The sequence below is a fragment of the Streptomyces sp. NPDC060184 genome (assembly GCF_042728795.1).
Classification (GTDB): Bacteria; Actinomycetota; Actinomycetes; order Streptomycetales; family Streptomycetaceae; genus Streptomyces.
Map to the genome: position 1 here is coordinate 20,177 of NZ_JBHWYX010000036.1, position 24,136 is coordinate 44,312.

A 24,136-nucleotide genomic window follows, 5' to 3' on the forward strand; every position below is an offset into this window, starting at 1 on the left:
GTGCGCGAGCGGGGGCCGCGGACTTTCCGCGGGACAACACTTACGGGGAGCGCTATCCGCCGACCTCGGCCCGTGCGGGCTTCGGGATCAGGAACGACACCGCGAGGGCGATCACGATGAGCACGATCCCGGCGATCATCGCGGTGGAGTATCCGGCCGTCGAGGCGGCCGAGGACGGGTGGACCGCACTCTGGACGGCGTCCAGGACGACGAAGCTGAGGCCCGCGCCCAGGTTGAAGGCGCCGGCGTTCAGACCCGGCAGGAAGCCCGGGTTCTCGTCGGGGGACAGGACGATGCCGAGCCCGTTGAGGATGATGTTGCCGATGCCCGCGTAGGTGATGCCCACCAGCAGGGAGCCGATCAGCAGCCAGGCGCGCGAACCGGTGTGCAGGGTGCTCGCGAGGACCGCGACGGATATCACGGAGCCGATCAGGCCGACCCGCAGGACGCGCCCGTAGCCCCAGGTGGCCGCGGCGCGGCCGGCCAGCGGGCCCATCGCGAACCCGGCGAGGGCGTACGGGGTGAGCGTCCACCAGGCGGAGCCGGTGGCGGACATCCCCAGGCCCGCCTCCGCGTTCTGGGCGAAGGCGGGCACCAGGCCGTTCATGACGGCGAAGACGCCGGTCATGGTGAGCAGGGTGCAGGCCAGCAGCGACCAGGTGGCGCGGCGCCGCAGGTGGTGCAGGGCGACCAGCGGGTGGGCCGCCCGGCCCTCGTTGCGCCAGAAGAGGGCGAAGGCGACGACCGCGACGACCGCCATGATCACGGCGTAGGCCCAGTTCGCGGAGGACAGCTTCCCGGCCTCGTCCAGCGCGAGCAGCAGGGTGCCGACCGAGACCGCGAGGAACAGGGTGCCCGGCCAGTCCATGCGGGTGTTGCCCGCGGTGGCCTTCGACTCGGGGGTGAGGACGGCGACGAGCACGGCGCCGGCCGCGGCGACCGCGGCCATGGTCCAGAAGACCGAGCCGAAGCCGAAGTGGTCGGTGAGCGAACCGCCGGCCACGGAGTCGATGCCGGCGATGCCACCGTTGACCGCGGTGATCACACCGAGCAGCGTGCCGTACATCTTCGGTTCGCGGACCTCGTTGCGCAGCATGATCAGGCAGAGCGGCACGACCGGCCCGCTGACGCCCTGGAGCACACGGCCGACGAACAGCACCGGGACGTTCGTGGCCAGGGCCGAGATCACGCAGCCGACGACCATCAGCGCGAGCATGCCGGTCAGGACCCTGCGGCGGCCGATCAGGTCGCCCAGGCGGGGCAGGAACAGCGAGAAGACGGCCGCGGAGGTGAAGAACGCGGTCTGGGTGCCGCCGATGGAGGCCGACGTGGTGTGCAGCGACTCCGCCATGTCCGTCAGGGCGGGGCTGAGCATGCTCGCGTTCAGCTGGAAGGCGAAGCAGGCCACCAGCAGCGCGACCATCAGCGCGCCGACGCGTGCCGGGCGCCCGGGGAGGTGGCCCTCGGGGCCGAGGGCGACGGGTGCGGTGGAGACGTTCATGCCCGCTCGCCCTCGGGGGCGGGCTTGTCGCCGTCGGGGTCGCCGCCCTCGCCGATGCGCTCCAGCGCGTCGACGACCAGGCCCCAGAAGCGGTCGCGGTCGAGCGTGACGGCGACCTGGGTGGGGCAGTCCTCGGGCGCCGGGCGGCGGAAGTCCGCGACGGTCATGCCGAGGGTGAGAGAGCCGTGCAGCTCGATGTCGACGGGGACCCTGCGCGTGGTCATGACGTCGGGGTCGATGACGTAGGCCACCGCACACGGGTCGTGCACCGGCGGGTGCTCGAAGCCCTGCGCCTCCAGGTACATGTCGCCGAAGAAGTCCAGCAACTCGCCGACGAACCGGGCCGGGCGGGTGCCGACGGCGGCGATCTGCTCGCGCACCTCCGGGGTCGCCAGCGCCTGGTGGGTCAGGTCGAGGCCGACCATGGTGACCGGCCAGCCCGCGTTGAAGACGATGTGTGCGGCCTCGGGGTCGATGATGATGTTGAACTCGGCGACCGCGCTCCAGTTGCCCTCGTGGTAGCCGCCGCCCATCAGGACGACCTCGCGGACCCGCTCGGCGATGCGCGGTTCCTTGCGGACCGCCATGGCGATGTTGGTCAGTCCCGCGGTCGGCACGATCGTGATCTCGCCCGGCTCGTGCGACATGACGAGGTCGATGATCAGGTCCACCGCGTGCCGTCGGTCCAGCTCGGTCCTGGGCTCGGGCAGCACCGGGCCGTCCAGGCCGGACTCGCCGTGGATGTCGGGGGCCGTCTCGATGTCACGGACCAGGGGACGGGGGTTGCCCGCCGCGAAGGGCACACCGGTGATTCCGGCGATCCGCGCCACCGACAGGGCGTTGCGGGTCACCTTCTCCAGCGTCTGGTTGCCGACCACGGTGGTCACGCCGATCAGCTCCACGCCCGGGCTGCCGTGGGCCAGCAGCATGGCGATCGCGTCGTCGTGTCCGGGATCGCAGTCGAGGATGATCTTCCTGGTCAACATGAGCCCCTTTGCTCGGCTGTGACGGTGTGCGGATGCGCGCCGGGCGGACCGGCGGCAGAACCTTGGGAACGCGGGACCGCGGAGCCGCCCCGCAGGACGGGGCGCACGCCCGGTCGCAGCGTCCGGAAGACGCTGGGAAATCGTTCTCCCAAGAGATTGCTCAACCCCGCCCCGAAATGTCAATGCATGAGGCACGCATCACATTGGGGCCAGGTCAGTGCAGTGCTGAGCTCTTTTCAACAGCCCTTCATCCGGGCGAATTCGAGTGATAACGTTTGCCCTCGTCAAGGATGACGGGCTTCGCCGCGGGGCGGGCCGTGGCGAGCAAGGAGGCTGCCCGGTGGGCGAGGTGACCCTCAAGGACGTCGCTGCGCTGTCCGGCGTTTCGGTGGCGACGGTCTCCCGCGTCATGGCGGGCACACGACCGGTCGGCGAGGAGATCGCGACCCGCGTACGCGCCGCCGCCGAGACCCTCGGTTACGTGCCCAACCAGGTCGCGCGCTCCCTGCGCAGCCGGTCCACGGGCACCGTCGGACTGGTGCTGCCGCAGATCACCAACCCGTTCTACCCGTCGCTCGTGCGGGAGCTCACGTACGCCCTGCACGGCGTCGGACGGGCGGCACTGCTCGCCGACTGCGACGACGACCCCGGCGTGGAGGCCGGCCGGATCGCCGACCTCCTGGGCCGACGGGTCGACGCCATGCTGGTGGTCCCCGTCGACGAACACCTCAGCCGTCCCGCGGTGGCCGAGGCCGCCGACAAGGTTCCGCTCGTGCTGCTCGACCGCGGCTGCGGGCCCGGCGTCGCGGACCTGGTCGCGGTCGACAACACCGCCGGGATCGCTCTGGTCCTGGACCACCTGGCCGCCACCGGCAGACGACGGCCCTGCTTCATCGGCGCCGCGGGCACCGACTCGGCCGCGGCCGAGCGCCGGGCCGCCTTCGAGGCGAGCGCCGGTGCGCGCTTCCCCGGCGGGGAGCGGGCCCCGGTCGAGCTCGGGGACTTCTCCGTCGCCTGGGGCCGGGAGGCCGTCGACCGGCTGTGGCCGTACCGCCCCGACGCCGTGGTCTGCGCCAACGACCTGATCGCGATCGGAGCGCTGCAACGCCTCCGCGAGCTGGGCGCCGACGTGCCGGGCGAGGTCGCGGTCACGGGCTTCGACGACGTACCGATGGCCTCGCTCACCGCCCCCGGGCTGACCACCGTCCGTCAGCCGGTCCACGAACTGGCCGCCGAAGCGGTCGCGTTACTGGCACGCAGGCTGGACGCCGGCCGCGTGGACGGTTTGACCGCCGCACGCACTCCCGGCGCCCGGAAGGTGCGCACGGTGCGACTCGCACCGGAGCTGGCCGTACGGACCTCCAGCGTCCCGGCGGCCGACGGGTCGCCCCTCGCCGCCGCACCCGCCCGGCCGCACACACCCAGCCGCGCCGCGGCACCGGACCCCCACCCGGTGACCCCCGTGCCCCCGCAGCGGCCCCGAGACCGCAATGACCCAACAGCGTGAGGAACCAGCAGTGATCGCCGTCGTCGGAAGCCTGAACCTCGACCTTGTCGCCCCCGTGCCGCGGCACCCCGTGCCCGGGGAGACCGTGCTGGGCGGGGACATCGCCCAGCATCCCGGCGGGAAGGGCGCCAACCAGGCCGTCGCGGCGGCCCGCCTCGGCGCCGGCGTCTCCTTCGTCGGCCGGGTCGGGGACGACGACGCCGGCCAGGTGATGACGGACGCGGTCGGCGGCCAGGGCGTCGACATCACCCACGTGCGCACCACCGCCGGCACCGCCACCGGCCGGGCGATGATCGCCGTCTCCCCGGCCGGGGAGAACAGCATCATCGTCAGTCCCGGAGCCAACTCCCGTCTCGGCGCCGCGGACTGCGAGGCCGCCGCCGACGTACTGCGCCGGGCGGCCGTCACCGTCCTCCAGCAGGAGGTTCCGGACGAGGCCAACCACGCCGCCGCCCGCCTCGCCGGGGGAACGGTGCTCTACAACCCGGCGCCGGTGACACCGGGTACCACTCCGCCCCCGTACGTCGACCTGCTCGTGCCCAACCGCACCGAGCTGGCCGCGCTCACCGGCACGGACGTCCCGCGCACCACCGACGAGGTCGTCACGGCCGCCCGACGGCTGCGCGGAGCCGGCGCGGTCGTCGTCACCCTCGGCGGCGACGGCGTCCTGCTGCTGGAGGGCACCGCGCACCTGCACCTGCCCGCCTTCCGCGTCCGCCCGACGGACACCACCGCGGCGGGCGACTGCTTCTGCGGCGCCCTCGCGGTCGCACTCTCCGAGGGCCGCCCCCTCACGGAGGCCGTCCGCTGGGCCTCGGCCGCCGCCGCGCTGAGCACCACGCGCGCGGGAGCCCAGTCCTCCCTGCCCGCCAGGGACGAGGTCGAGGAGTTCCTCAGCCGCCAGAAGTGAACCGTGAGCGGTCGCACGGACGGCTCCGGCCCGGCCCGTCCCCGGGTCCCCGGCCTGCCACCCGGCGGGCCCGGTCGTACGCTCGGCACATGGCTCTCTGCGACGATCTGGACCGGGCGGGCACCGACCCGGCCCCCGCCCCTCCCGCCGACGCCTGCGCCGACTGCCTGGCCGTCGGCCGGGACGACTGGGTGCACCTGCGGCTCTGCCTCACCTGCGGCCGGGTGGCCTGCTGCGACAGCTCGCCGCTGCGGCACGCGACCGCCCACTACGAGACCTCCGGCCACCCCGTCATGCGCTCCCACGAGCCGGGCGAGGAGTGGCGCTGGTGCTTCCGCCACGAGGTGCTCGGCTGACCCCGCGGAACACGTCGGCGGACCACCCGGAGGCTGGTGTTCCGGGTGCGCCGGGGGAGCGCGCACCGAAGACTGGGCGCATTCCCCGAGGAGGAACCCATGGCCACGCAATTCGAGGCGATCGTCGAGATCGACCGCCCGATCGACGACGTCTTCGCCTATCTCGCCGACGGCGAGAACGACAGGGATTTCAGCCCGCGCGTCCAGAAGATCGAGAAGACTCCGGCCGGCCCCACGGTCGTCGGCACCACGTTCCGCTCGACGGTCAAGGACGCCGGGATGACCACCCAGCGGGAATTCGCCATTACGGAACTGGTGGCTCCGACCCGGGTCCGCTGGCAGGAGAAGTCGAAGAACATCGTCGCCGCGGCGGACGGCGGCTACGACCTCGAGGCCACCGGGAACGGCGGGACCCGGGTCCGGATCTACAACGTCCTCGAAGGCCACGGCATCGGCAAGCTCCTGGTCGGCTTCGCCGCCAAGGCCGCCCGCAAGGACGCCCCCGCCTTCGGGCTCCGGATCAAGAAGGCCGTGGAAGCCGCCGTCCCGGCCGCGTGAGCGTGCCGGGACGGGCCCCGAGCACCCCCGGACCGTGAGCCCGTCCCCGGACACGCGAGCCCGCCACGGACGTGCGAGCCGCCCCGGACGTGCCGGAGAGGCCCGGACACGCGGCGCCCCGGACATGCGAGAGGCCCGGATGCCATGAGCATCCGGGCCTCTCGCGCGTACGTACGTGCGTACGGCGGGGACTACGGCAGCTGCGCCGCGCGGGCCTCTCGCCGGTTGCCGCGGAAGGTGTTCACCCGCCGCGCGGTCGCGAAGAGCGGGATCACCGCGCCCAGCACGACCTGGAGCGCGCAGCCGGTCTGGAGGAGCAGCTGCCCGCCGGGGGCGTCGAACGCCCAGGCGACCAGGAGCCCCATCGCGGCCACGATCCAGCCGAGCATCGCCACCGCGAGCACGCCCCGCGGCTTCGGGTACTCGACCCGGCTGACCATCAGCCACGCCACCCCGACGATGGCGAGGAGCGTGGGCACGAAGGGCAGCTCCAGGAGCACGATCGAGACGACCGTGAGCGCTCCGAAGGGGCTCGGCATGCCCTGGAACATGCCGTCCTTCAAGGTCACGCAGGAGAACCGCGCAAGCCGCAGCACCACCGCCAGCAGCACCACGATCGCCGCGAGCGCCGAGACGCGCTGGTGCGCGTCGTCCGCGACCATCCCGTAGACCAGGACGAAGTACGCCGGCGCGAGGCCGAAGCTGATGAGGTCGGAGAGGTTGTCCAGCTCCGCGCCCATCGGCGACGACCGCAGCTTGCGGGCCACCAGACCGTCGAAGAGGTCGAAGACGGCCGCCAGCAGCATCAGGATCACCGCGGTGGCCGCGGAGTGACGCGCCATGCCCGACTCGTCACTGCCCGTGAGGTGCGGGATCAGAATGCCCGTGGTGGTGAAGTACACCGCCATGAACCCACAGGTGGCGTTGCCGAGCGTGAGGGTGTCCGCTATCGACAGGCGCAGTGAGAGGGGCATGTCCTGGGTGCCGTCTCCGTCACCCTCCTCGGCCGCCTCGGGCACCCAGTCGGCCTGGGTGTCCGGATCAATCACGGTCAATTCGAGTCACCCCCGCGGTGGTGGCCTGGCCGACCTCGACCGCGACCTCGACGCCTTCCGGCAGGTAGATGTCGACGCGCGAACCGAAGCGGATCAGACCGATGCGCTCGCCCTGCTCGACCTTCGTGCCCCGGGGGATGTAGGGCACGATGCGACGCGCGACCGCGCCGGCGATCTGGACCATCTCGATGTCGCCGAGCTCGGTGTCGAAGTGCCAGACAACGCGCTCGTTGTTCTCGCTCTCCTTGTTGAACGCCGGGACGAACCCGCCCGGGACGTGCTCGACCGACGTCACGGTACCGGCCAGCGGAGCGCGGTTGACGTGCACGTTGAGCGGGCTCATGAAGATCGCGACGCGGGTGCGCCCGTCCTTCCACGGCATGATGCTCTGCACCACGCCGTCGGCCGGGGAGATGACCCGGCCCTGCGCGATCTCGCGCTCGGGGTCGCGGAAGAACCACAGCATGCCGGCCGCGAGCGCGGTGGTGGGCACGGCGACGGCGGCCCAGCGGCCGGACTTGCGCGCCCGGGTCAGGCTGAGCGCCGCGGTGGCGACGGTCGGGAGGAGCCACGGCGATGCTCCGCGAGCGATGCGGACCCCGCCGCGGTGTGCGGAGGTAAGGCTGTCGGGCATGAATGACCTTCGTAGCGGATGATGCCGCGCTGGCAACGGGGGACGGCGGCTTTCCGTCGATGCTATCGGTTGGTGGCCACAACTGGGCAAGCCAGCAGCCGAGTCGGACCGCTCCGGGACCACGCTCCAGGGTCACTGGATGTGATCTTCTTCGCGGCCAAATCGCCCCTAAAGGGACGATCAACCCTGCAAGCGGTACTCCTCCAGGAGTCGGCGGCCAATGATCATTTTCTGGATCTCGGCGGTACCCTCACCGATCAGCAGCATCGGTGCCTCGCGGTAGAGGCGCTCGATCTCGTACTCCTTGGAGAAGCCGTAGCCGCCGTGGATGCGGAAGGCGTCCTCGACGACTTCCTTGCAGTATTCGGAGGCGAGGTACTTCGCCATCCCTGCCTCCAGGTCGTTACGTTCCCCGGAGTCCTTTTTGCGGGCCGCGTTTACCATCATCGCATGCGCCGCTTCGACCTTGGTGGCCATTTCGGCCAATTTGAACTGGATGGCCTGGTGCTGGGCGATCGGCTTTCCGAAAGTTTGACGCTGCTGGGCGTACGAAACGCCCAATTCGAATGCACGTTGAGCGACGCCGCAGCCACGCGCCGCCACGTTCACCCGGCCGACCTCGACTCCGTCCATCATTTGGTAAAACCCTCGGCCGGTGCTGCCGCCGAGGACCCGATTGGCCGGAATGCGTAGTCCGTCCATGATGAGTTCGGTGGTGTCGACCCCCTTGTAACCCATCTTGTCGATCTTCCCCGGGATGGTCAGGCCGGGCCTGACCTCCCCGAAGCCGGCCTCCTTCTCCACCAGGAAGGTCGTCATCGACTTGTGCGGCGGTGTCCCCTCGGGGTGTCCTTCGTCACTCCGGCACAGGACCGCCACCAGGGTCGACGTGCCCCCGTTGGTGAGCCACATCTTCTGTCCGTCGAGGACGTACTCCTCGCCGTCGCGCACGCCCTTGGACGTGATCGCCGACACGTCCGAGCCGAGACCCGGCTCCGACATCGAGAAGGCGCCCCGCACCTCGCCCAGCGCCATGCGCGGCAGGAAGGTGTCCTTCTGCTCCTGCGTGCCGTGCTGCTTGAGCATGTACGCCACGATGAAGTGCGTGTTGATGATCCCGGACACGCTCATCCAGCCGCGCGCGATCTCCTCCACGCAGAGCGCGTACGTGAGCAGCGACTCGCCCAGCCCGCCGTACTCCTCCGGGATCATCAGCCCGAACAGGCCCAGCTCCTTGAGCCCTTCGACGATCTCCGTCGGGTACTCGTCGCGGTGCTCCAGGGCGGTCGCGACCGGGATGATCTCCTTGTCGACGAAGTCCCTCACGGTGGAGAGGATTTCCTCTTGGACGTCGGTCAGACCGGCGGTCCGGGCGAGTCGGCTCATGACGGCTTCTCCTGTGACTTCGCTCTAGTTGGCGGGGGTGGGGCGGCCGGGCTGTTCGCCGCCGCGCGCCTCGATGTACTCCTGCGTGGGGACCATCACCTTGCGCCGGAAGACGCAGACGACGGTGCCGTCCTGCTTGAAGCCCCGGGTCTCGACGTACACGATGCCCCGGTCGCTCTTCGACTTCGACGGCGTCCTGTCGAGCACGGTGGTCTCGCCGTAGATCGTGTCGCCGTGGAAGGTGGGCGCGACGTGGCGCAGCGACTCCACCTCCAGGTTGGCGATGGCCTTGCCCGAGACGTCCGGCACCGACATGCCCAGCAGCAGCGAGTAGACGTAGTTCCCGACGACCACGTTCTTGCCGAAGTCGGTCGTGTTCTCGGCGTAGTTGCTGTCCATGTGCAGCGGGTGGTGGTTCATGGTCAGCAGGCAGAAGAGGTGGTCGTCGTACTCGGTGACCGTCTTTCCGGGCCAGTGCTTGTAGACCGCGCCGACCTCGAACTCCTCGAAGGTGCGTCCGAACTGCATGGTCAGGCCTCCGGGGCTTCGAACTTCGAGGTGCGCCGCATCCCGGCCGCCCGCCCCTTGCCGGCGATGACCAGCGCCATCTTGCGGCTGGCCTCGTCGATCATCTCGTCGCCGAGCATCGCCGAACCCTTCTTGCCGCCCTCCTCCGAGGTGCACCAGTCGTAGGCGTCGAGGATCAGTTCGGCGTGGTCGTAGTCCTCCTGCGACGGCGAGAAGACCTCGTTGGCCGCGTCGACCTGGCCCGGGTGCAGCACCCACTTGCCGTCGAAGCCCAGCGCCGCGGCGCGGCCGGCCACCTCGCGGTAGGCGTCCACGTCACGGATCTGCAGGAACGGTCCGTCGATCGCCTGGAGGTCGTGCGTACGGGCCGCCATCAGGATGCGCATCAGGATGTAGTGGTACGCGTCGGCGCCGTAGCCGGGCGGCTGCTGGCCGACGACCAGGGTCTTCATGTTGATGGACGCCATGAAGTCGGCCGGGCCGAAGATCAGCGTCTCCAGCCGGGGCGACGCCGCCGCGATGGTGTCGATGTTCACCAGGCCCTTGGCGTTCTCGATCTGCGCCTCGATGCCGATCCGGCCGACCTCGAAGCCCATCGTCTTCTCGATCTGGGTGAGCAGCAGATCCAGGGCGACGACCTGCTCGGCGTCCTGGACCTTCGGCAGCATGATGCAGTCGAGGTTCGGCCCGGCGCCCTCGACGACGGTGATGACGTCCCGGTACGTCCAGTGCGTGGTCCAGTCGTTGACCCGCACCACCCGGGTCTTGCCGGTCCAGTCGCCCTTGTTGAGCGCGTCGACGATGGTGTGCCGCGCCCCTTCCTTGGCGAGCGGCGCGCAGGCGTCCTCCAGGTCGAGGAAGACCTGGTCGGCCGGGAGTCCCTGGGCCTTCTCCAGGAAGCGCGGGTTGGAACCGGGCACCGCCAGGCACGAGCGGCGGGGACGCAGCCGGTTCACGGGCGTGGGCGTGGTCATGCGGGGACCTCCAGAGGGTCGAGCTCGTTGGCTTTGCGGATCTCGTCGACGATACGGCCGATGATCTCCGTGATACCGAAGTCCTTCGGGGTGAAGACGGCGGCGACCCCGGCCCGGACGAGAGCCGCGGCGTCGGCGGGCGGGATGATCCCGCCGGCGATCACCGGGACGTCGTCCGCGCCGGCCTCGCGCAGCCGGTGGAGCACGTCGGGGACGAGCTCGGCGTGCGAGCCGGAGAGGATCGACAGGCCCACGCAGTGCACGTCCTCGGCCAGCGCGGCGGAGACGATCTGTTCGGGCGTCAGCCTGATGCCCTGGTAGACCACCTCGAAACCGGCGTCGCGCGCGCGTACGGCGATCTGCTCGGCGCCGTTGGAGTGCCCGTCGAGACCCGGCTTGCCGACCAGCAGCCGCAGCCGCCCGCAGCCGAGGTCCTCGGCGGTACGGGCCGCCTTCGCGCGGACCGCCGCCAGCGGGGTGCCCGGCTCGGCGGTCACGGCCACCGGCGCGGAGGAGACCCCGGTCGGTGCCCGGAACTCGCCGAACACGTCCCGCAGCGCCCAGGACCACTCCCCGGTGGTCACCCCCGCGCGGGCGCACTCGACGGTCGCCGCCATCAGGTTCTCCGTACCGGCGGCGGCCTTCTTCAGGGCCGCCAGCGACTCGGTGGCGCGCGCCTCGTCGCGGCCGTCCCGCCAGGCATGCAGGGCGGCCACCACCCGCGCCTCGTTCTCCGGGTCGACCGTCATGACCGCGCCGTCCAGGTCGGCGGTGAGCGGGCTGGGCTCGGTCGCCTCGTGGACGTTGACGCCGATGATCTTCTCCTCGCCGCTCTCGATCCGGGCACGCCGCGCGGCGTGCGAGGCGACCAGCTCGGACTTGAGGTAACCGGACTCGACGGCCGCCATCGCGCCGCCCATCTGCTCGATCCGGTCCATCTCCTCCAGCGCCTCCTCCACGAGCGAGTCCACCTTCGCCCCGATCACCCGCGAGCCGTCGAAGATGTCCTCGTACTCCAGCAGGTCGCTCTCGTGCGCGAGGACCTGCTGGATGCGGAGCGACCACTGCTGGTCCCAGGGGCGCGGCAGCCCCAGCGCCTCGTTCCACGCGGGGAGTTGCACCGCGCGGGCGCGGGCGTCCTTGGAGAGGGTGACGGCCAGCATCTCCAGCACGATGCGCTGGACGTTGTTCTCCGGCTGCGCCTCGGTGAGGCCGAGGGAGTTGACCTGGACGCCGTAGCGGAACCGCCGCTGCTTGGGGTCGGTGATGCCGTACCGCTCTCGGGCGATCCGGTCCCAGATCCGGCCGAAGGCGCGCATCTTGCACATCTCCTCGACGAAGCGGACGCCCGCGTTCACGAAGAAGGAGATGCGCCCCACCACCGCGCCGAACCCCTCCGGGGGTACCTGCCCGGAGTCGCGCACCGCGTCCAGCACGGCGACCGCCGTGGACATGGCGTACGCGATCTCCTGGACGGGTGTCGCCCCGGCCTCCTGGAGGTGGTAGCTGCAGATGTTGATCGGGTTCCACTTGGGGACGTGGTTGACCGTGTACGTGATCATGTCGGTGGTCAGCCGCAGGGAGGGCCCGGGCGGGAAGACGTGCGTCCCGCGCGAGAGATACTCCTTGACGATGTCGTTCTGCGTGGTGCCCTGGAGTGCGCCCGGGTCGGCGCCCTGCTCCTCGGCGACGACCTGGTAGAGCGCCAGCAGCCACATCGCGGTGGCGTTGATCGTCATCGAGGTGTTCATCCGCTCCAGCGGGATGTCCTGGAACAGCCGGCGCATGTCGCCGAGGTGGGAGACCGGCACCCCGACCCGCCCGACCTCGCCGCGGGCGAGGACGTGGTCGGGGTCGTAACCGGTCTGGGTGGGGAGGTCGAAGGCGACGGAGAGACCGGTCTGGCCCTTGGCGAGGTTGCGCCGGTAGAGCTCGTTGGACGCCTCGGCCGTCGAGTGGCCCGCGTACGTCCGCATGAGCCAGGGGCGGTCCTTGTGACGTTCGGTCATCGGGAGACCTCAGACGTTCTCGCGGGAAGGGGCGGCGGCCGGTTCCGCGGAGGTGTCGCGGAACAGGTTGATGGCGTCGATGTGCTTCGCGCGCAGTTCCTCGTCGCGCACGCCCAGGCCCTCGCGCGGGGCCAGCGCGAGGACGCCGACCTTGCCCTGGTGGACGTTGCGGTGGACGTCGTGGGCCGCCTGGCCGGTCTCCTCCAGCGTGTACACGCGGGAGAGCGTCGGGTGGATCTTCCCCTTCGCCACCAGTCGGTTCGCCTCCCATGCCTCGCGGTAGTTCGCGAAGTGCGAGCCGACGATCTTCTTGAGCGACATCCACAGGTAGCGGTTGTCGTACTCGTGGGTGTACCCGGAGGTGGAGGCACAGGTGACGATGGTGCCGCCCTTGCGGGTCACGTAGACGGAGGCGCCGAAGGTCTCGCGGCCGGGGTGCTCGAAGACGATGTCGACGTCTTCGCCGCCGGTCAGTTCGCGGATGCGCTGGCCGAACCGCTTCCACTCGCGGGAGTCCTGGTGGCTCTCGTCCTTCCAGAACCGGTAGCCCTCGGCGCTGCGGTCGATGATCGCCTCGGCGCCCATCTTCCGGCAGATCTCCGCCTTCTGGTCGTTGGAGACGACGCAGATCGGGTTGGCGCCGCCGGCCAGCGCGAACTGGGTGGCGTAGGAGCCGAGTCCGCCGCTGGCGCCCCAGATCAGGACGTTGTCGCCCTGCTTCATGCCGGCGCCGTTGCGGGAGACCAGCTGGCGGTACGCGGTCGAGTTGACGAGGCCGGGGGCCGCTGCCTCCTCCCAGCTGAGGTGGGCGGGCTTGGGCATCAGCTGGTTGGACTTGACGAGCGCGATCTCGGCGAGGCCGCCGAAGTTGGTCTCGAAGCCCCAGATGCGCTGCTCGGGGTCGAGCATCGTGTCGTTGTGGCCGTCGGACGACTCCAGTTCGACGGAGAGGCAGTGCGCGACGACCTCGTCGCCCGGGTGCCAGGCGTTCACGCCGGGTCCGGTGCGCAGCACGACGCCCGCGAGGTCGGAGCCGATGACGTGGTACGGCAGGTCGTGGCGCTTGGTCAGCTCGCTGAGCCGGCCGTACCGCTCCAGGAAGCCGAAGGTGGAGACCGGCTCGAAGATCGAGGTCCAGACGGAGTTGTAGTTCACCGAACTGGCCATGACGGCGACCAGGGCTTCGCCCGGGCCGAGTTCGGGCACCGGGACCTCGTCGAGGTGGAGCGATTCGCGCGGGTCCTTGTCGCGGGTGGCCCGCCCCTCGAAGATTCCCGCTTCGTCCTTGTGCACGGTCACCGCGCGGTACGACTCGGGGAGGGGCAGCGCCGCGAAGTCGGCTGCGGTGCTTTCCTGCGACTGGATCGCGTCCAGGATGTCCTTCACGGTGATGCCTCCGGCGGGTGGTGTCTCCCCTGCTCGAACGGGCCGAGAGCCAGGGGAACGCTGGTGAGGAACGCTTCGGTGGTCCCTGCGGACAGGGAGCGGTGCGGTCTGGAGGTGTGCCGTCGGTTCGGCGGGTGGTGCGCGGCGTGCTCGGTGGAGCGGAAGGGTGCCTGTGACGCAGGCGTCCGGGCGCGCGGGCACGGTGGGCCCTCGGGGACAGCCGGCGTACGTCGAGTTCCCGGTACGCCGGCCGCCCGGACACTTTCAACGTATGGCACTGCGTGACAGCTGACAAGGCACCGAGTGCCAGAAATTTCTCTCAGCTGTCATCCGGTCGGCACGCATGAGCAACACGATGGGCGTTCTGGTGCGGTCTGTCCCGCAGGAGAAGGACTACGGCGCGATGCGGTACACGTACGGCGTCGTCGTGGCGAGCGCCGTGAAGCCCAGCCGCGCCAGGATCGGCGCCGAGTCCGCGGACGCGTCGACCTGGAGGTACCGGACCCCGCGCGCGGCGGCCGTACGGGCCCGGTGCGCCACCAGGGCCCGGTAGATGCCGCGCCCCCGCCACTCCGGGTGCGTCCCGCCGCCCCAGAGCCCCGCGAAGGAGGTGCCCGGGTACAGCTCCAGCCGCGCCGAACTCACCGGCATCCCGTCCGCCAGGGCCACCACCCCGAAGAACTCCTCCGGCGCCGCCGCCAGCCGGGCCAGCATGTGGTCGCGCAGCCACGAGGAGTCCGTGCCGAACGCCGCCTCGTGCGCCTCGGCCATCAGCAACACCCCCGCCTCGTCGTGCACCTCGCGCAGCTCGACCCCCGCGGGCGGCCCGGCATCGGCCGGCAGGTCCGCCACCGCCGCCACCATCAGCGTCTCGGGCGGCTCCGGGACGAACCCCGCCGCCCGCAGCCGCTCGCCCAGATCGGCGGGCCGGTCGTAGCTGTAGAGCTTCCACTCGAAGGAGGTGACACCGCGTGCCAGGCAGTACGCGACCTGCGCCGCGACCGCCGCGTCGGCCCCCTCCTCGTCGAGCGCCGGCGAGGACCACACGACGGCGCTCCAGGCGTCGTCGCCGCCGCTCTGGCGGACCACCGGACCGTCCCGCTCCACCCGTGCGCCGGGGCCGTCGGGGCGGGCGTGTTCCCGCATCTCGTGATCGAACAGGGCAAGGAGTCGCTCGGACGTCATCATCGGCGTACCCGATCACACGGCGATGGACCCGGCGAGCGAATTTCGGCCGCGCCCGCGTCGATCACCCCGATCCGGGCAGACGCCGGAGGAGATGATCTTGCGCCTCGCCACGCGGGGCGCGCGGACGGGACGAGGGGGACGGACGGGATGCCGACAGCGATACGCGGGCGCGCACGGACGCGCCGCGGGGACTTCAGCCTCCGGCGCACAGCGGTGGGGTTCGCCCTCGCCGCGCTCCTCCTCGCAGTCGGAGGGATGCTGCTCCGTGACGCCTGGGGGAGCGTCGGCGGCCACCCCGCCCTCCGGGGCGCGCTCGCCCTCCTCGTCGTCGCGGGCGCGGTCCTCGTGCTGCGCCGACGTCACCGGCGCAGGCGTGCCGCCCGGCTGGCGGCAGCCGTGACCGAGGCGGCGGAGGAGCTGGTGGACACCGCGCTGGCGGAGATCGACGAGGCGGTGGCCGCGGCGGAGCGGCCCGATCCGGTGCCCGTCGCCGGGCCCGAGCCGGCGCTCGTTACGGAGCCCGAGCCGGTGCTCATGGCGGAGCCCGAGCCGGTGCTCATGGCGGAGCCCGAGCCGGTGCTCATGACGGAGCCGGTGTACGGGCCGGATCCCGTGGACTTCGCGGCCCTCGACCCGTACGCCTTCGAGGAGGCCGTGGCGGAGCTCTGCCGACGTGACGGCTGCCGGGACGTCGAACGGGTGGGCGGTGCCGGGGACCTCGGCGCCGACGTGCTCGCGACCGCCCCGGACGGCCGCCGCCTCGTCGTCCAGTGCAAGCGCTACGGGCCCGTCAACAAGGTCGGCTCGCAGGACCTCCAGCGGTTCGGCGGGACCTGCTACGCGGTCCACGGGGCCGACGCCGCACTCGTGGTGACCACCGGTGAGTTCACCGCGCCCGCCGCCGAGTACGCGGCGGCCTGCGGCATCGTCTGCGTCGACGCGGACGCGCTGGCGGGCTGGAGCGAGGGTTTCCTGCCCCCGCCGTGGGAGTCCCCGGCGGCCGTCGGCGGCGGGCCCGGACTGCCCGAGCCCGCCTGAGGTGGCCTGCCCGGCCCGGTGGCCTCCCGCAGGCGGCGGGCCCGCGCCTCAGCGCTCCTTCAGCGCCTGCTGGATCGTCCGCATGACCTCGTCCAGCGGGGCGTCCGTCCGCGCCACCGCGACCAGCACCTCGCCGTCGGCGGTCACCGAGGCGGCGGGCGGCGCCGCGGGCTTCGCGGGCTCGGTGCCGGCGATCCGGCCCGCGCCGATGCCCGTACCGGTGCCGAAGGTCTCCCGGACGATGGCGAAGGCGTGGTCGAGCTGGTCCTCCACGTCGCCCTTGCCGTCCGCGCGCAGCCAGCGCCGCAGCACGTGGTTGTGGGCGGTCACCACGGCCGACGCGGCGACCTCCGCCAGCAGCGGGTCGTCGTTGCCGACATGGCTGTCGCGCTCGTCGAAGTGGCCCAGCAGGTAGCGCGTGAACAGCCGTTCGTAGCGGGCCACCGAAGCGATCTCGGCCTCGCGGAGCGCCGGGACCTCGCGGGTGAGCTTGTAGCGGGCCACGGAGACGGCGGGCTTGGCCGCGTACATCTTCATGACCTCCTTGATCCCCCGGCACACCGTGTCGAGCGGGTGCTCGTGGGAGGGGGCCGCGTTCAGGACCGCCTCGGCCCGCACCAGGGTGTCGTCGTGGTCCGGGAAGATCGCCTCCTCCTTCGACCGGAAGTGCCGGAAGAAGGTCCGCCGGGCCACCCCCGCGGCGCCCGCGATCTCGTCGACGGTGGTGCCCTCGTACCCCTTCGTCGCGAAGAGTTCCATGGCCGCGGCGGCCAACTCGCGGCGCATCTTCAGTCGTTGGGCGGCAGCACGGGTGACTGCCGTGCTCTCCGGGGCGTCGGAGGCGGCGGTGGCACGGGGTGACCTGGCGGGCTGGGACATGGTGTGAACGTACTCCATGGGTGCGGGGGAGCGCGCCCGAGGTGGTGTCCTGGCGATCAAGGACGTTCCCGGCCGGCCGGACACCACCTCGGGGGACGGGATCAGCGCCGCGTGTGTTCGCGGAAGCCGCGCCCGGTCTTGCGGCCCAGGCAGCCCGCCGCGACCAGGTGCTCCAGCAGGGGCGCCGGGGCCAGCCCCGGGTCGCGGAACTCCTGGTGCAGCACCTTCTCGATGGCGAGGGAGACGTCCAGCCCGACCACGTCCAGCAGCTCGAACGGGCCCATCGGATACCCGCCGCCGAGCTTCATCGCGGCGTCGATGTCGTCCAGCGTCGCGTAGTGCTCCTCCACCATCTTGATCGCGTTGTTGAGGTACGGGAAGAGCAGCGCGTTGACGATGAAACCGGCCCGGTCGCCGCAGTCCACGGGGTGCTTGCGCACCTTCGCGCAGACCTCCCGCACGGTGGCGTGCGCGTCGTCGGCGGTCAGCACCGTGCGGACCACCTCGACCAGTTTCATCGCGGGCGCCGGGTTGAAGAAGTGCATCCCCACCACGTCCCCCGGCCGGGAGGTGGCCCGCGCCACGGACACGACCGGCAGCGAGGAGGTGGTGGTGGCGAGCACCGCGCCCGGCTTGCACACCTTGTCCAGCGTCGCGAAGAGCTGCTGCTTGACCAGCAGGTCCTCGGCGACCGCCTCCACGGCGAGATCCACCTCGGCGAACGCGTCGAGCGATCCGGCCGGAGCGATCCGGGCGAGCGTCTCGTCCCGGGCCTCGGCGGTCAGCCGCCCCTTGGCGACCGAACGCTCCAGGGACGCCGCGATCCGGCCCTTGGCGGCGTCCGCCTTCTCCTGGGACCGCGCGGCCAGTACCACCGCGTACCCGGCCTTCGCGAAGACCTCGGCGATGCCGGACGCCATCGTGCCCGAGCCCGCGACCCCGACGGCGGCGACCGTGCGCCCGGGGACGCCTGACGCGGACCCGTGCGGCGTGCGCGCGTCCGGGACCACCTCCTGGCTGCCCGGCGCCGCGTACGTGTAGAAGCCGCGGCCCGCCTTGCGGCCGGTCAGCCCCGCTTCGCTGAGCTGCCCGAGCACCGGGGCGGGCGCGTGCAGCCGGTCGTGCGAGGCCGCGTACATGGCCTCCAGCACCGTGCGGGCGGTGTCGATGCCGATCAGGTCGAGGAGTGCCAGCGGCCCCATCGGGAGCCCGCAGCCGAGCCGCATCGCGGCGTCGATGTCCTCCCGGGAGGCATAGTTCGCCTCGTACATGGCGGCGGCCTGGTTGAGGTAGCCGAAGAGCAGGCCGTCCGCCACGAACCCCGGGCGGTCGCCGACCGCGACGGGCTCCTTGCCCAGCTCCCGGGCCAGCGCGGTCACGGCTTCCACGGCGGGCGGGGCGGTCAGCACCGACGAGACCACCTCGACGAGCTTCATCGCCGGTGCCGGATTGAAGAAGTGGAGCCCGAGGACCCGCTCCGGCCGCAGCGACTCGGCGGCCAGCCGGGTCACGGAGAGGGCGTTGGTGCCGGTCGCCAGGATCGCGCCCGGCGCGACCACCGCGTCCAGCTCCCGGATCACCTGCTGCTTGATCTCGTACGACTCCGGCACCACCTCGATGACGAGCTCGGCGTCGGCGGCGGCCGACAGGTCGGAGAAGGTTCGGAAACGGGCGAGGACGTCACCGCGCTCCCGCTCGGTGAGACGTTCCCGGCGCACGGCACGGGCGGTGGAGGCCTCCAGCGAGGCGACCGCGCGGCGGGCCGCCGCCTGGTCGATGTCGATGCCGATGACCTCGCGGCCCGCGCGGGCCAGGACCTCGGCGATGCCGGTGCCCATGGTGCCGAGGCCGACGACGGCGATGGTGGTGAACGGGGTGTCCATCACGGGACTCCAGGGTGAGTGACGACTGTGAGGGAACACGGCGCGCACGAGGGGCGAAGGAACGCGCGCGTGCGGAAGGCGTGTCGAGGTGTACGAGGTGGACGTACGAGGTGTACGACGTGTACGGGTCGACGGGGCGCACGACCCTTACGAGGCGTACGGGGCCGGGCTGCGGGAACGCGTCCCGGCCCGGAGAAGGGGACGGACCCTGTCCCGGGTCGCGTCACACGGAGGCTTTCGCGTCTCGCGAAGACCGCCGAACCGACATGCACTCCGGATGGCTGCGTCACCAGGCCACCGGAGCCTGCGGGGGAGTGCCCCGCTCACATGAGAGTAACTGCCGGGTAATGAGCGCGCCAGCCCGGAACCCTTGTGCCCTGGCTCACAGTTGGCCGTGTGTGCGCATGCGTGCGCCCTCCGCACGGAGCGTGTCCGAAGATACGCTGAGCGTCATGGACGAGGAGTCGAAGGCGTGCACGGACGCGCCCACCGGGCGCACGGACCCACTGCCGGATCCGCGCAAGGACGTGGGTACGGATCCGCTCAAGGACTGCGGTCCGGGGCCGCTCGAGGGCGACTCGGATCCGGATTCGCCCCGGCATGCGCTTCCGGGTCCGCCCGAGGAATCGCCCGCGGAGGTGCTCGCGGACCGGCTGCGGGGCGAAGCGGGCGCGGCGGGCGCGGCGGAGTGCGCGCGGCTCGCCGCCACCGACGACCGGGAGGAGATCGCCCGGGTGCTCGTCGAACCCGGCCGCCCCCTCTGGGCCCGGGAACTCGCCGCCTTCCGGCTCGGTTGCGCCGGGGACCGCCGGGCCTTCGAGGCCCTCGTGCTGCTGCTCAACCACCGCGACCCCGAGCGCTGCGCCGCCGCCGCGCACGCCCTCACCGCGCTGCGCGACCCGCGCACGCCCCGCGCCGCCGCAGCGCTCGCCACCAACCCCCTGCGCTCCGCGTACGCCCTCCACCCGGTGCGCCTGCTGACCGCCCTGCGCGCCCCCGAGTCCGCTCCCGCGCTGATCGCGACCCTGGAGGGGCTGCTCGCGTCCGAGGAGCCGCACTGGCGGGTGGCGCTCGCGTGCGTCGAAGGGCTCGGGCGGCTCGGGGACGACCGGGCCCGGCCCGTACTGGAGTCGGCGCTGCCGCACCCCAGGCTCTCCGGCGCCGCCGCCCACGCCCTCGGCCGACTGCCGGTGACCGGGGCGCCGACGGCCACGCCCTGACCGCGCGTCCCCGGCGACGCCCGTGCCGCCGCCGGGTCCGCGCACCGGTCAGCCCCGGAAGCCGAGCAGCCCGTGCAGGGTTCCGCCGCCGGTGCCCGAGGTGGTCCCGCTGTCCGTCGCGCGCAGCGCCTTCCCGGCGGGCAGCGGCTTCGGGTCCGGGCGGGCCGTGCAGACGGCGTCCGCGTCCGCGCCGCCGGTCCCGGTCGGTACGGCGCCGCTCGCGAGGTACTCCGACAGATAGGTGTCGAGGCAGGTGTTGCCGCTCAGGGTGATGCCGTGGTTCCCGCCGCCCTCCTCCACCACCAGGCGGGAGCCCTTGAGCTTGCGATGCATGCTCAGGCCCCCTTCGTACGGGGTGGCCGCGTCCTCGGTGGCCTGGAAGAGCAGCATCGGCTCCACCGCGTCGTTGGAGATCCGGACGGGGCTGAGCGGCTCCACCGGCCAGCTCGCGCACGGTGCGTTGTACCAGGTGTTGTTCCAGGTGATGAAGGGCGCCTGCGAGGCCACGTCCCGCGCGTCGTTGCGCCACGTGCTCCAGTCCCGGGGCCAGGCGGCGTCGCGGCACTGGACCGCCGTGTAGACGGAGTAGCCGTTGCTGTCGTCGCCGGTCTCGCCGAACCGTTCGTACGCGGCGAGCAGCGCATCCCCGTCGGCGTCGTTCACGTACGACGCGAACGCCTCGGCGAGGTGCGGCCAGTAGCCGTTGTAGTAGCCCCCGGGCAGGAAGGTGTCCTCCAGCTCCCCGGGACCGACCTTGCCGCCGGCCGGCTTCTCGGCGACCGCCGCCCGCATCCGGTACCAGGCCGCCTCGACGGCGTCGGGGTCCGTACCGAGACGGTACGTCGCGTCGTTCTTCGCGACCCAGGCGGCGAAGGCCTTGTGGCGGGCCTCGAACGCGTAGTCCTGGGCGATGTTGTCCGCGTACCAGACGCCCTCGGGGTCCACGACGGAGTCGAGCACGAACCGCCGCACCCGGTCCGGGTGGAGCTGGGCGTAGACCGCACCGAGGTAGGTGCCGTAGGAGTAGCCGAAGTAGTTGATCCGCCGCGCGCCGAGGGCTTCGCGGATCGTGTCCAGGTCATGGGCGGCGCTCACCGTGTCCATGTACGGCAGCAGGTCGCCGTACTTGCTCCCGCAGGCCTCGGCGAACGAGGCGGCCCGGTCGCGGACCGTCCGCTCGGCGGTGAGGGAGGTGGGGACCGAGGCGGGGCGCACCGGCCGGAAGTACCCCGGCACGCAGTCGAGTTTCGGGGTGCTCTTCCCTACGCCGCGCGGATCGAAGCCGATCACGTCGTACTGGGCGGCGACCTTCTCGGGCAGCGCGGTGGACACGAACCCGGCCAGGTTCAGCCCGCTGCCCCCGGGGCCGCCCGGGTTGACCAGCAGCGGTCCCTGGAAGGTCTTCGCGGTGTGCGGCACGCGGGTCAGCGCGAGGGTGACCCGGCGGCCGTCCGGACGGGCGTGGTCGAGCGGGGCCCGGACCGAGGCGCACTGGAGCGTCGGCCGGGCCTCCGTCGCGCACGAGGTCCACTTCAGCGGTGCGGGCGCGGCGCCGGTGTCGGCTGTCGCCGGAGCGGGTGCGCCGGTCACCAGACCGGCGACCACCGCACCAGCGGCGACCAGGATTTTTGCACGGTTCGTCATACGGCCTCCCGGGGCGAGGGATCGCGGCTGCTTCAGGGCGCAGCCTCGGCCGGATGCTCCCCGCGATCGGCGGCGGAGGGACACCGCGCGGCCGGAGTTGACCCGTACGGGCGGCCGGTCGGCGTCACGCCGGACCCGGGACCCTCGGGGGTGTCCGCCGGATCACGACCGGGGGCGGGTGGCGTCCGGTCCCGGCCTCGATCCGCGGCACACCACCTACCGCCCGGTCTCGCGGAGCGCCGCCTCGATGATCGCGTCGAGGAGGCCGGGGAAGGCGCGGTCCAGGTCCGCGCGGCGCAGGGTGTCCAGCTTCGTCGTGCCCTCGTAGTGCTGGCGGACGACGCCGGCGCGGCGCAGCACCTTGAAGTGGTGGCTGCTCGGCGGCACGCCGTGCCGAGGGTTCCGCGAGCCTCGCGCGATCCGTACGGGAGGCGCCGGCGGATGCCGCCTCAGAGAAGCGTGAGCTGGGTGGGGCCCGGTGCCGTCCCGGTCGTGCCACCGGCCGACGGTGCGGGCGGGGTGATCCGCCGGGCGGCGCCCCGGGCGGGCGGGCCGATGCCGAACTCGGCGGCGATATCGTGCACCTGCCGGGTGATCTGCCGCTGGTACCAGTGCGGGGCGTACGAACCGCCCGCGTACATCCGCTCGTACCGTGCGACGAGGTGCGGGTGGTGGCGGCCCAGCCACGCCATGAACCACTCCCGTGCGCCCGGCCGCAGATGGAGCACGAGCGGGGTCACCGAGGTGGCGCCCGCCTCGGCGACGGCCCGGACCGTGGCCCGCAGCTGGTCGGGGCCGTCGCCCAGGAACGGGATGACGGGGGCCATGAGGACCGCGCAACCGATGCCCGCCTCCGTCAGGGTACGAACGGCCTCCAGCCTGCGCAGGGGGGCCGGGGTGCCGGGTTCCACCGTGCGCCACAGCTCCCGGTCGACGAACCCCACCGAGACGCAGACGCCGACCTCGGTCACCTCGGCGGCCTGCCGCAACAGGTCCAGATCGCGCAGGATCAGGGTGCCCTTGGTCAGGATCGAGAAGGGGTTGGCGTAGTCGCGCAGGGCGCCGATGATGCCCGGCATCAGGCTGTACCGGCCCTCCGCACGCTGGTAGCAGTCGACGTTGGTGCCCATCGCGAGGTGGTCCCCGCGCCAGCGCGGTGAGGCCAGTTCGCGCCGGAGCAGTTCCACCGCGTTGATCTTGACGACGATCTGCGAGTCGAAACCGGCCCCTGTGTCCAGGTCCAGATAGCTGTGCGTCTTGCGGGCGAAGCAGTACACGCATGCGTGACTGCAGCCCCGGTACGGGTTCAGCGTCCACTCGAACGGCATCCGGGAGGCCCCGGGCACCCGGTTCACGAGCGTGCGGGCGCGGATCTCGTGGAAGGTCATCCCGCGGAACTCTGGGGTGTCGAACGTGCGGCTGGTGACCGCGTCGGCGGCGAAGAGGGCGGCGGCCCGCGGCGCGCTCCCGGCCGGCCGTCCGGCGTCCCGGCCGGCGCCGTCTCCGGCGTCGGCGGTGTTCTCGGCGTTCGCGGCGTCATCGGTCTGTTCGATCAAGTGGTCCCAGCGCATCGGCATCTCCTCGGTGGCTCGATTCCGACAATAGAACATATGTTCCCTTGATCGTGCGGAGCGCCCTTCCGGCGAGGGCCTGAACGACTTCCGGCCAGGTCGTGGCCGGTTATGGAGGTCGCGGTCCGGCCGGAGGTTCACCGGCCCGATTTTGAGCGGACCATGCCGGGGTGGTTGGCTCAGTCAGGGTCTTTCATCAACCGAGTGCTGGAGGAACAGCCATGGCGCAGGTCGAAGCCACGACGGAGCGGACCATCGCGGCGGACGCGGAGACGGTGTTCGACGCGCTGGCCGACTACAAGGAGGTGCGGGGCAAGGTGCTGCCCGGGCACTTCAGCGAGTACGAGGTCCGCGAGGGCGGCGACGGTGAGGGCACCCTCGTCCACTGGAAGCTCCAGGCCACCAGCAAGCGGGTGCGCGACTGCCTCCTGGAGGTGACCGAGCCGACCGACGGCCAGCTGGTCGAGAAGGACCGCAACTCCTCGATGGTCACCACCTGGACCGTCACCCCCGCCGGAGAGGGCCGCTCCAAGGCCGTCGTCTCCACCGTCTGGAACGGCGCGGGCGGCATCGGAGGGTTCTTCGAACAGACCTTCGCCCCCAAGGGGCTCGCCCGTATCTACGACGAGCTGCTCCAGAACCTCGCCACCGAGGTCGAGAAGACCGCCAAGTAGACCCCCGTCGCCGGACGGTGGGCCCATCCACCGTCCGCGCGCCGGTCCCCGGTCCACCGGTCCACCGGTCAGCCGTTCGCGCAGTCCGCGCCAATCCGCGTCGTCCGCGCGCCGGCCCTGTCCTCCGTACGCCACCGGCCAGGCCACTCCGCGCCACCTGCCACCCGCCACTCGGCGCGTCGGACGCCTCACCGGAACGAGTGGTTTTCCAGGGCAACCTGTTCTGCGCCCCACCCCGCTCCCACCGGC

Annotated in this window: 22 protein-coding genes; 7 read left to right on the forward strand and 15 right to left on the reverse strand. The window is 71.9% G+C overall.

The window, feature by feature from the left end; translation table 11 throughout:
* Nucleotides 1-52: 52 nt before the first annotated feature.
* Nucleotides 53-1,501 carry an MFS transporter gene (locus ACFWEE_RS23095; protein WP_386891709.1) on the reverse strand — a complete coding sequence of 483 codons (1,449 nt, stop codon included), beginning with the start codon at nt 1,499-1,501 and terminating at the stop codon, nt 53-55.
* Nucleotides 1,498-2,484, reverse strand: coding sequence for a nucleoside hydrolase (locus tag ACFWEE_RS23100; RefSeq protein ID WP_386891796.1), 987 nt, complete (start codon nt 2,482-2,484; stop codon nt 1,498-1,500). Before ACFWEE_RS23100 ends, ACFWEE_RS23095 begins: the two co-directional genes overlap by 4 nt.
* Before the next feature lie 343 nt (nt 2,485-2,827).
* Here ACFWEE_RS23100 and ACFWEE_RS23105 point away from each other — a divergent pair, with 343 nt between their 5' ends.
* The 4 genes from ACFWEE_RS23105 (at nt 2,828) to ACFWEE_RS23120 (ending at nt 5,818) form a co-directional block, all read left to right on the forward strand.
* Nucleotides 2,828-3,994 carry a LacI family DNA-binding transcriptional regulator gene (locus tag ACFWEE_RS23105; protein WP_386891711.1) on the forward strand — a complete coding sequence of 389 codons (1,167 nt, stop codon included), beginning with the start codon at nt 2,828-2,830 and terminating at the stop codon, nt 3,992-3,994.
* A 10-nt stretch (nt 3,995-4,004) separates the two neighbouring features.
* On the forward strand, nt 4,005-4,904 hold the full coding sequence (gene rbsK, locus ACFWEE_RS23110) for a ribokinase (RefSeq protein WP_386891713.1): 900 nt from the start codon (nt 4,005-4,007) through the stop codon (nt 4,902-4,904).
* An 89-nt stretch (nt 4,905-4,993) separates the two neighbouring features.
* A complete protein-coding gene (locus ACFWEE_RS23115; protein ID WP_386891714.1) occupies nt 4,994-5,260 on the forward strand; it encodes a UBP-type zinc finger domain-containing protein in 267 nt (88 codons plus the stop codon).
* 99 nt (nt 5,261-5,359) lie between these two features.
* Nucleotides 5,360-5,818, forward strand: coding sequence for an SRPBCC family protein (locus tag ACFWEE_RS23120; RefSeq protein ID WP_386891716.1), 459 nt, complete (start codon nt 5,360-5,362; stop codon nt 5,816-5,818).
* A gap of 191 nt (nt 5,819-6,009) precedes the next feature.
* On the opposite strand, the gene pssA is transcribed toward ACFWEE_RS23120, so the two are convergent.
* From pssA to ACFWEE_RS23160, 8 genes are all read right to left on the reverse strand, one after another.
* Nucleotides 6,010-6,837 (reverse strand): CDP-diacylglycerol--serine O-phosphatidyltransferase, encoded by an 828-nt coding sequence (gene pssA, locus ACFWEE_RS23125; protein WP_386891797.1) that lies wholly within the window; start codon nt 6,835-6,837, stop codon nt 6,010-6,012.
* A 22-nt stretch (nt 6,838-6,859) separates the two neighbouring features.
* Nucleotides 6,860-7,507: a phosphatidylserine decarboxylase gene (locus tag ACFWEE_RS23130; protein ID WP_386891718.1), complete on the reverse strand. Its 648-nt coding sequence runs from the start codon at nt 7,505-7,507 to the stop codon at nt 6,860-6,862.
* 180 nt (nt 7,508-7,687) lie between these two features.
* Entirely contained in the window at nt 7,688-8,893 is a 1,206-nt protein-coding gene (locus ACFWEE_RS23135) for an acyl-CoA dehydrogenase family protein (RefSeq protein ID WP_386891719.1), read from the reverse strand.
* A 24-nt stretch (nt 8,894-8,917) separates the two neighbouring features.
* Entirely contained in the window at nt 8,918-9,421 is a 504-nt protein-coding gene (locus tag ACFWEE_RS23140; protein ID WP_386891721.1) for a MaoC family dehydratase, read from the reverse strand.
* A gap of 2 nt (nt 9,422-9,423) precedes the next feature.
* Entirely contained in the window at nt 9,424-10,395 is a 972-nt protein-coding gene (locus tag ACFWEE_RS23145; RefSeq protein WP_386891722.1) for an HpcH/HpaI aldolase/citrate lyase family protein, read from the reverse strand.
* Nucleotides 10,392-12,404 (reverse strand): protein meaA, encoded by a 2,013-nt coding sequence (locus tag ACFWEE_RS23150; protein WP_386891724.1) that lies wholly within the window; start codon nt 12,402-12,404, stop codon nt 10,392-10,394. The genes ACFWEE_RS23145 and ACFWEE_RS23150 overlap by 4 nt, the downstream gene beginning before the upstream one ends.
* A 9-nt stretch (nt 12,405-12,413) precedes the next feature.
* Nucleotides 12,414-13,790, reverse strand: a complete 1,377-nt coding sequence (ccrA, locus tag ACFWEE_RS23155; RefSeq protein WP_386891726.1) for a crotonyl-CoA carboxylase/reductase — start codon at nt 13,788-13,790, stop codon at nt 12,414-12,416.
* Nucleotides 13,791-14,183: 393 nt separating this feature from the next.
* On the reverse strand, nt 14,184-14,975 hold the full coding sequence (locus ACFWEE_RS23160) for a GNAT family N-acetyltransferase (RefSeq protein ID WP_386891728.1): 792 nt from the start codon (nt 14,973-14,975) through the stop codon (nt 14,184-14,186).
* Between the two features lie 150 nt (nt 14,976-15,125).
* Here ACFWEE_RS23160 and ACFWEE_RS23165 point away from each other — a divergent pair, with 150 nt between their 5' ends.
* Nucleotides 15,126-16,016: a restriction endonuclease gene (locus ACFWEE_RS23165; RefSeq protein ID WP_386891730.1), complete on the forward strand. Its 891-nt coding sequence runs from the start codon at nt 15,126-15,128 to the stop codon at nt 16,014-16,016.
* A 48-nt stretch (nt 16,017-16,064) separates the two neighbouring features.
* On the opposite strand, the gene ACFWEE_RS23170 is transcribed toward ACFWEE_RS23165, so the two are convergent.
* Nucleotides 16,065-16,895: a TetR family transcriptional regulator gene (locus tag ACFWEE_RS23170; RefSeq protein ID WP_386891731.1), complete on the reverse strand. Its 831-nt coding sequence runs from the start codon at nt 16,893-16,895 to the stop codon at nt 16,065-16,067.
* A gap of 101 nt (nt 16,896-16,996) precedes the next feature.
* A complete protein-coding gene (locus ACFWEE_RS23175; protein ID WP_386891733.1) occupies nt 16,997-18,778 on the reverse strand; it encodes a 3-hydroxyacyl-CoA dehydrogenase family protein in 1,782 nt (593 codons plus the stop codon).
* A 638-nt stretch (nt 18,779-19,416) separates the two neighbouring features.
* Here ACFWEE_RS23175 and ACFWEE_RS23180 point away from each other — a divergent pair.
* A complete protein-coding gene (locus ACFWEE_RS23180; protein WP_386891799.1) occupies nt 19,417-19,998 on the forward strand; it encodes a HEAT repeat domain-containing protein in 582 nt (193 codons plus the stop codon).
* 48 nt (nt 19,999-20,046) lie between these two features.
* Here the strand turns inward: ACFWEE_RS23180 and ACFWEE_RS23185 are convergent, their stop codons facing one another.
* The 3 genes from ACFWEE_RS23185 to ACFWEE_RS23195 form a co-directional block, all read right to left on the reverse strand.
* Nucleotides 20,047-21,642: an alpha/beta hydrolase gene (locus tag ACFWEE_RS23185; protein WP_386891735.1), complete on the reverse strand. Its 1,596-nt coding sequence runs from the start codon at nt 21,640-21,642 to the stop codon at nt 20,047-20,049.
* A 216-nt stretch (nt 21,643-21,858) separates the two neighbouring features.
* Nucleotides 21,859-22,029 carry a winged helix-turn-helix domain-containing protein gene (locus ACFWEE_RS23190; RefSeq protein ID WP_386891737.1) on the reverse strand — a complete coding sequence of 57 codons (171 nt, stop codon included), beginning with the start codon at nt 22,027-22,029 and terminating at the stop codon, nt 21,859-21,861.
* Nucleotides 22,030-22,091: 62 nt separating this feature from the next.
* Nucleotides 22,092-23,213 (reverse strand): Rv2578c family radical SAM protein, encoded by a 1,122-nt coding sequence (locus tag ACFWEE_RS23195; protein ID WP_386891738.1) that lies wholly within the window; start codon nt 23,211-23,213, stop codon nt 22,092-22,094.
* A 221-nt stretch (nt 23,214-23,434) separates the two neighbouring features.
* On the opposite strand from ACFWEE_RS23195, the gene ACFWEE_RS23200 reads away from it, so the two are divergent.
* Entirely contained in the window at nt 23,435-23,887 is a 453-nt protein-coding gene (locus ACFWEE_RS23200; protein WP_386891740.1) for an SRPBCC family protein, read from the forward strand.
* Nucleotides 23,888-24,136 lie beyond the last annotated feature (249 nt).

Excerpts from the sequence above, each read along its gene's own strand:
- ACFWEE_RS23095 (WP_386891709.1), bottom strand. The coding sequence starts at position 1,501 with ATGAACGTCTCCACCGCACCCGTCGCCCTCGGCCCCGAGGGCCACCTC.
- ACFWEE_RS23115 (WP_386891714.1), top strand. The coding sequence starts at position 4,994 with ATGGCTCTCTGCGACGATCTGGACCGGGCGGGCACCGACCCGGCCCCC.
- ACFWEE_RS23120 (WP_386891716.1), top strand. The coding sequence starts at position 5,360 with ATGGCCACGCAATTCGAGGCGATCGTCGAGATCGACCGCCCGATCGAC.
- ACFWEE_RS23130 (WP_386891718.1), bottom strand. The coding sequence starts at position 7,507 with ATGCCCGACAGCCTTACCTCCGCACACCGCGGCGGGGTCCGCATCGCT.
- ACFWEE_RS23135 (WP_386891719.1), bottom strand. The coding sequence starts at position 8,893 with ATGAGCCGACTCGCCCGGACCGCCGGTCTGACCGACGTCCAAGAGGAA.
- ACFWEE_RS23140 (WP_386891721.1), bottom strand. The coding sequence starts at position 9,421 with ATGCAGTTCGGACGCACCTTCGAGGAGTTCGAGGTCGGCGCGGTCTAC.
- ACFWEE_RS23145 (WP_386891722.1), bottom strand. The coding sequence starts at position 10,395 with ATGACCACGCCCACGCCCGTGAACCGGCTGCGTCCCCGCCGCTCGTGC.
- ACFWEE_RS23150 (WP_386891724.1), bottom strand. The coding sequence starts at position 12,404 with ATGACCGAACGTCACAAGGACCGCCCCTGGCTCATGCGGACGTACGCG.
- ACFWEE_RS23160 (WP_386891728.1), bottom strand. The coding sequence starts at position 14,975 with ATGACGTCCGAGCGACTCCTTGCCCTGTTCGATCACGAGATGCGGGAA.
- ACFWEE_RS23165 (WP_386891730.1), top strand. The coding sequence starts at position 15,126 with ATGCCGACAGCGATACGCGGGCGCGCACGGACGCGCCGCGGGGACTTC.
- ACFWEE_RS23170 (WP_386891731.1), bottom strand. The coding sequence starts at position 16,895 with ATGTCCCAGCCCGCCAGGTCACCCCGTGCCACCGCCGCCTCCGACGCC.
- ACFWEE_RS23175 (WP_386891733.1), bottom strand. The coding sequence starts at position 18,778 with ATGGACACCCCGTTCACCACCATCGCCGTCGTCGGCCTCGGCACCATG.
- ACFWEE_RS23185 (WP_386891735.1), bottom strand. The coding sequence starts at position 21,642 with ATGACGAACCGTGCAAAAATCCTGGTCGCCGCTGGTGCGGTGGTCGCC.
- ACFWEE_RS23195 (WP_386891738.1), bottom strand. The coding sequence starts at position 23,213 with ATGCGCTGGGACCACTTGATCGAACAGACCGATGACGCCGCGAACGCC.
- ACFWEE_RS23200 (WP_386891740.1), top strand. The coding sequence starts at position 23,435 with ATGGCGCAGGTCGAAGCCACGACGGAGCGGACCATCGCGGCGGACGCG.